At 44.9% G+C, this 4,601-nt stretch carries 6 protein-coding genes; all 6 read left to right on the forward strand.

Features of this window, described 5'->3' with window-relative positions:
• Positions 1 to 489: 489 nt before the first annotated feature.
• Entirely contained in the window at positions 490 to 1,074 is a 585-nt protein-coding gene (petA, locus tag GY683_RS05010) for a ubiquinol-cytochrome c reductase iron-sulfur subunit (protein WP_046696830.1), read from the forward strand.
• A gap of 23 nt (positions 1,075 to 1,097) precedes the next feature.
• Positions 1,098 to 2,303: a cytochrome bc complex cytochrome b subunit gene (locus GY683_RS05015; protein WP_297287705.1), complete on the forward strand. Its 1,206-nt coding sequence runs from the start codon at positions 1,098 to 1,100 to the stop codon at positions 2,301 to 2,303.
• Positions 2,303 to 3,025 carry a cytochrome c1 gene (locus GY683_RS05020; RefSeq protein ID WP_297287701.1) on the forward strand — a complete coding sequence of 241 codons (723 nt, stop codon included), beginning with the start codon at positions 2,303 to 2,305 and terminating at the stop codon, positions 3,023 to 3,025. Before GY683_RS05015 ends, GY683_RS05020 begins: the two co-directional genes overlap by 1 nt.
• A 113-nt stretch (positions 3,026 to 3,138) precedes the next feature.
• Positions 3,139 to 3,786, forward strand: coding sequence for a glutathione S-transferase N-terminal domain-containing protein (locus tag GY683_RS05025; protein ID WP_297287702.1), 648 nt, complete (start codon positions 3,139 to 3,141; stop codon positions 3,784 to 3,786).
• A gap of 4 nt (positions 3,787 to 3,790) precedes the next feature.
• On the forward strand, positions 3,791 to 4,174 hold the full coding sequence (locus tag GY683_RS05030; RefSeq protein WP_297287703.1) for a stringent starvation protein B: 384 nt from the start codon (positions 3,791 to 3,793) through the stop codon (positions 4,172 to 4,174).
• A 114-nt stretch (positions 4,175 to 4,288) separates the two neighbouring features.
• A partial coding sequence (locus GY683_RS05035; RefSeq protein WP_297287704.1) for a class I tRNA ligase family protein occupies positions 4,289 to 4,601 on the forward strand: 313 nt, incomplete at its 3' end.

The following is a 4,601-nucleotide window of genomic DNA, read 5'->3' on the forward strand; positions in this document are numbered from 1 at the left end:
ATTTTGAAAATATATCAAACTTATCTTTTTGATCATCTTCTTTGAAAGAAACCTTCTTTTCTTCTTTAATAGGTGCTAATTCATTAGAAGTTGTAATATTTAATTTACCACTATCATTATTAATTTAAACTGACAAAACCACCCTTAAAACACATCTTGACTTTGTCATTACCAAATTCCAGCGCCAAGCTTGACAAAACCGCCACTTAAAAACCCAAACAAAACCGTATTTTTAGACAAATAAATAATAATGATTATCATTCCATGAAATTCCATACAAAATTGCAGGATTTTTTATCATTTTGTGAAGTTTTTATAACTTTTTTACAGAAGTTTGTACGATAAGAATTTATTTTATGTCAAAAATAGCTTAAAATAGGCACGTTTAATAAAAATTAGGCACAGCAAATGTGGATTTTATGACAAGCTGTTTGTCGTAGCCATACACCCAGTATGGGATTAGCCCATCTTTTTCTGGAGGAAGTTTTAATGAGCCATGCCGAAGGCGTGAATATTAAACGCCGTAGAGTCCTAATCGCGACTACCGCTGCCATCGGTGCAGTTGGTGTGGGCGCGATAGCCACCCCATTTGTGCGTTCTTGGTATCCAAGCGCCAAAGCGGAAGCCGCGGGCGCTGCTGTTATTACCGACATCAGCGGCATCGAAAATGGTCAAATGATCACTGTAAAATATCGTGGCAAACCAATCTTTGTCGTTAAACGCACCGAAGAAATGGTGGCAAACCTTAGCAAAGTTACCCCAAAACTAAGCGATCCTGATTCAGAAGCTTCAATTCAGCCTGAATACTGCAAAAACGAAACTCGCTCAATCCAACCTGAGGTATTGGTGGTTGAGGGTGTTTGTACGCATCTTGGCTGTGCACCAACCTTCCGTCCTGAAGTGGGTGCGGCTGACTTAGGTGGTGCTGATTGGTTTGGTGGTTTCTTCTGTCCTTGCCACGGTTCTTTGTATGACCTATCTGGACGTGTTTATAGTGGCGTACCTGCCCCTACCAACCTACCTATTCCAGAATACAGCATTGATGGCAGCATCTTGACCGTTGGGGAGGCGTAATCATGAGTATCGCTAAGAAATTTATGGGCTGGGTAGATGCACGCTACCCTGCGACCGAAACTTACGAATACCACATGTCAAAGTACTATGCACCAAAAAACTTTAACTTTTGGTACTTCTTTGGCGTGTTGTCAATGGTTGTGTTGGTTAACCAGTTAGTTACTGGTATCTGGCTAACCATGATGTTCAACCCTAGCGCTGAAGGTGCATTTGCCTCGCTTGAATACATCATGCGTGATGTTAAAGGCGGCTGGTTAATCCGCTACATGCACTCAACTGGTGCTTCAGCGTTCTTCATTGTTGTCTATCTGCACATGTTCCGTGGTCTGTTATATGGTTCATATCAAAAACCGCGTGAGCTGGTATGGCTGATCGGCATGGCAATCTACCTATGCTTGATGGCTGAAGGCTTCTTTGGTTACTTGCTACCTTGGGGTAACATGTCATTCTGGGGTGCTCAGGTTATTCTTAACCTACCTGCTGCCATTCCTGTGATTGGTGACGGCCTTGCTGAATGGGTCAAAGGTGACTATCTAATCTCTGGCATCACTCTAAACCGCTTCTTCGCTCTACACGTTGTTGCGATTCCATTGATCCTAGTAGGTCTTGTATTCATGCACTTGGTTGCACTGCATCATGTTGGCTCTAACAACCCAGATGGCATTGACATCAAGAAACTAAAAGATAAAAATGGCATACCTCTAGACGGCGTACCTTTCCACCCTTACTACACCGTGCATGACATGGTTGGTATCGTGGTGTTCTTCATTTGCTTCTTTGCTGTGGTGTTCTTTGTGCCTGAAGGCGGTGGTTACTTCCTAGAAAAACCAAACTTCGAAGTTGCGAACTCACTCAAGACCCCACCACACATTGCACCTGTATGGTACTACATGCCATTCTATGCAATCTTGCGTGCCGTTCCTAGTAAGCTAGGTGGTGTCATCGCAATGGGTGCAGCGATTGCCGTGTTATTCGTATTGCCTTGGCTTGACCGCTCGCCAGTACGCTCGATTCGCTACAAAGGCATTCTATCGAAAATCGCTCTAGCAATCTTCGTGGCAAGCTTCCTAATTCTAGGCTACCTAGGTGGTACAGCCTCTACCCCAACTTCTACCATCGTTGGTCGTATTTGCACCATCCTATACTTCTTGTATTTCCTTCTGATGCCGTTCTACACGTCTATCGAAAAATGCAAACAACCACCAGAACGTGTTACGGGAGGTCACTAATGAAAGCATTTAACCTAAAAACACTAGGCGCAGGTCTACTGCTGGCAGGTGCTTCTTTGGTGGCAAGCCCTAGCGCAATGGCTGCAGGTGGTCACGGCTGTGGTACATATACCGAAGCTGATGGTACAAGCACTACCCTAGAGTGTAGCAAAGCTCCGATTGACCTTACGAACAAAGGCTCACTACAACGCGGTGCCGCAATGTTCATGAACTACTGTGTGGGCTGTCACTCAGCCCAGTACGTACGTCACTCTCGTATTGCACAGGATTTGGACGTGCCGCCAGAGCTTGTTGAGAAGTATTTGATGGTGACATCGGATCAGATCGGTGATCACGTTACTGCGAACATCAATCCTGAGCTACAAGGTGCTTGGTTCGGTGCTGCGCCTCCAGACCTATCGTTAGAGACTCGTCTGCGTGGTGATGATTGGGTATATACTTACCTACTATCATTCTACGAAGACCCAAGCCGTCCTTGGGGTGCGAACAACTTGGTACTGGCAAATGCTGCCATGCCACATGTGCTGCACAACCTACAACAAGAGCTTGGCGAAGAAGAATATAAAGCACGTGTTGGCGACCTAGTCAACTTCATGGCATGGATGGCAGAGCCTGTCCGTCATGATCGTAAGATCTATGGTGCATTTGTATTACTATTCTTACTTATCCTGTTAATTCCTGTTTATCTACTAAACAAAGAATTCTGGAAAGATGTGAAGTAATCATCACCAATCCAAAGAGCCAGTTTAACTACTGGCTCTTTTTATTTATCTATACACTTTTGATTCAAAATTTGCTAAACTACCCATCAACTTCAAACAAATCAACCAGCTTTATGGCAGAGTTTTCTCACTTATTGCCCACCCAGTTCGTTCTTTATGCCGATGATGGCTACGACAGTCATGTGGTGCGCTTATTACTAGAAGAAAAGCGCCTGTCGTACGAGCTTGCCTTTATCGAGTCTGAACGCCCAGAAGAGCTGGCAGAACTCAATCCCTACGGCACCCTGCCGATATTAGTCGGACGCGACATCACACTGTATGAATTAAATACCATCTTTGAGTACCTAGAGGAACGTCATGGTGCCGGCAAGCTACTACCTACCACCCCAAAAGAGCGTGCCGTAGTACGTCAGCTAGCATGGAGATTGCAGAATGACTGGCTAAAGCTTGCTCACACTTTATTAACCCATCCGGACAGCTTCGATGCCACAAGTGCTGCCCATGCCAAAAAAACACTGTCAGATTCCCTGATAACGCTATCCCCTTTATTTACAAAGCATGAGTATTTTTTATCTGATGAATTTAGCTGGTGTGATGTTTTGATTGCACCGCTACTTTATCGCCTACCGCAGATGGGAATTGACCTACCGCCCGCGCTGTGTAGACCACTGATAGATTATAAAGAGCGTCTACTTAATCGCAGCAGCTTTAAAAACAGCCTAAAAACCTTACCAAACTATCTAGATAAAGACACGGAGTAATTACATGTCTTACACCCCAAAACGCCCTTACATGGTTCGAGCAATGCATGAGTGGCTCGAAGACAATGACCTGACCGCTTACTTGATGATTGATGCCACGCATGGCGACGTGGTCGCACCACTTGATTACGCGCAAGAAGGTCGTCTGGTGTTGGCAGCTTCTTATCAAGCAACCAAAGACCTGCACATTGACAATGAATCCATTTCTTTTGCGGCGCGATTTGGTGGTGTATCACAAGATGTATGGATTCCAATGGCGGCCGTGCTTGGCATCTATGCCAAAGAAGACCCAAGCGAAGGATTTTTCTTTGACCCTAGCGAATATGTCAACATCGCAACACCTGACCCAGAACCGCCAACGCGTTCAGGTCTAAAATTCATTGATTAAACCAATCTCCTATTAGATCAAGCCAAGCATTTCTTGGCTTGATTTTTTACGTGATTTTGTGGGCGATTTACGGTAAAATTAACCATTTTATTATATAACTTCATAAGGTACATCATGACAGCCAAACGCCAAATTCTTGTTACCAACGCCCTACCCTACGCCAACGGCTCTATCCATATGGGACACCTTTTGGGCTATATCCAAGCCGATATTTGGGTGCGTGCCATGCGGTCTATGGGGCATGACGTGATTTATGTATGTGCCGATGACGCACACGGGACGGCGATTATGCTCCGTGCCGAAGCAAACGGTATCACGCCCGAAGAGCTAATTCAGAGCGTGCAAGTGGAGCATAAACGAGATTTTGATCGTTTTGGCGTGTCGTTTGACCATTATGACAGCACACACTCAGACACTAACCGTAAGC

Origin of the sequence: Moraxella sp., assembly GCF_024227015.1 — a bacterium.
Classification (GTDB): Bacteria; Pseudomonadota; Gammaproteobacteria; order Pseudomonadales; family Moraxellaceae; genus Moraxella.

Bases quoted from the DNA above. Each gene is read 5' to 3' on its own strand.
- petA (WP_046696830.1), top strand. From the start codon at position 490: ATGAGCCATGCCGAAGGCGTGAATATTAAACGCCGTAGAGTCCTAATC.
- GY683_RS05015 (WP_297287705.1), top strand. From the start codon at position 1,098: ATGGGCTGGGTAGATGCACGCTACCCTGCGACCGAAACTTACGAATAC.
- GY683_RS05020 (WP_297287701.1), top strand. From the start codon at position 2,303: ATGAAAGCATTTAACCTAAAAACACTAGGCGCAGGTCTACTGCTGGCA.
- GY683_RS05025 (WP_297287702.1), top strand. From the start codon at position 3,139: ATGGCAGAGTTTTCTCACTTATTGCCCACCCAGTTCGTTCTTTATGCC.
- GY683_RS05030 (WP_297287703.1), top strand. From the start codon at position 3,791: ATGTCTTACACCCCAAAACGCCCTTACATGGTTCGAGCAATGCATGAG.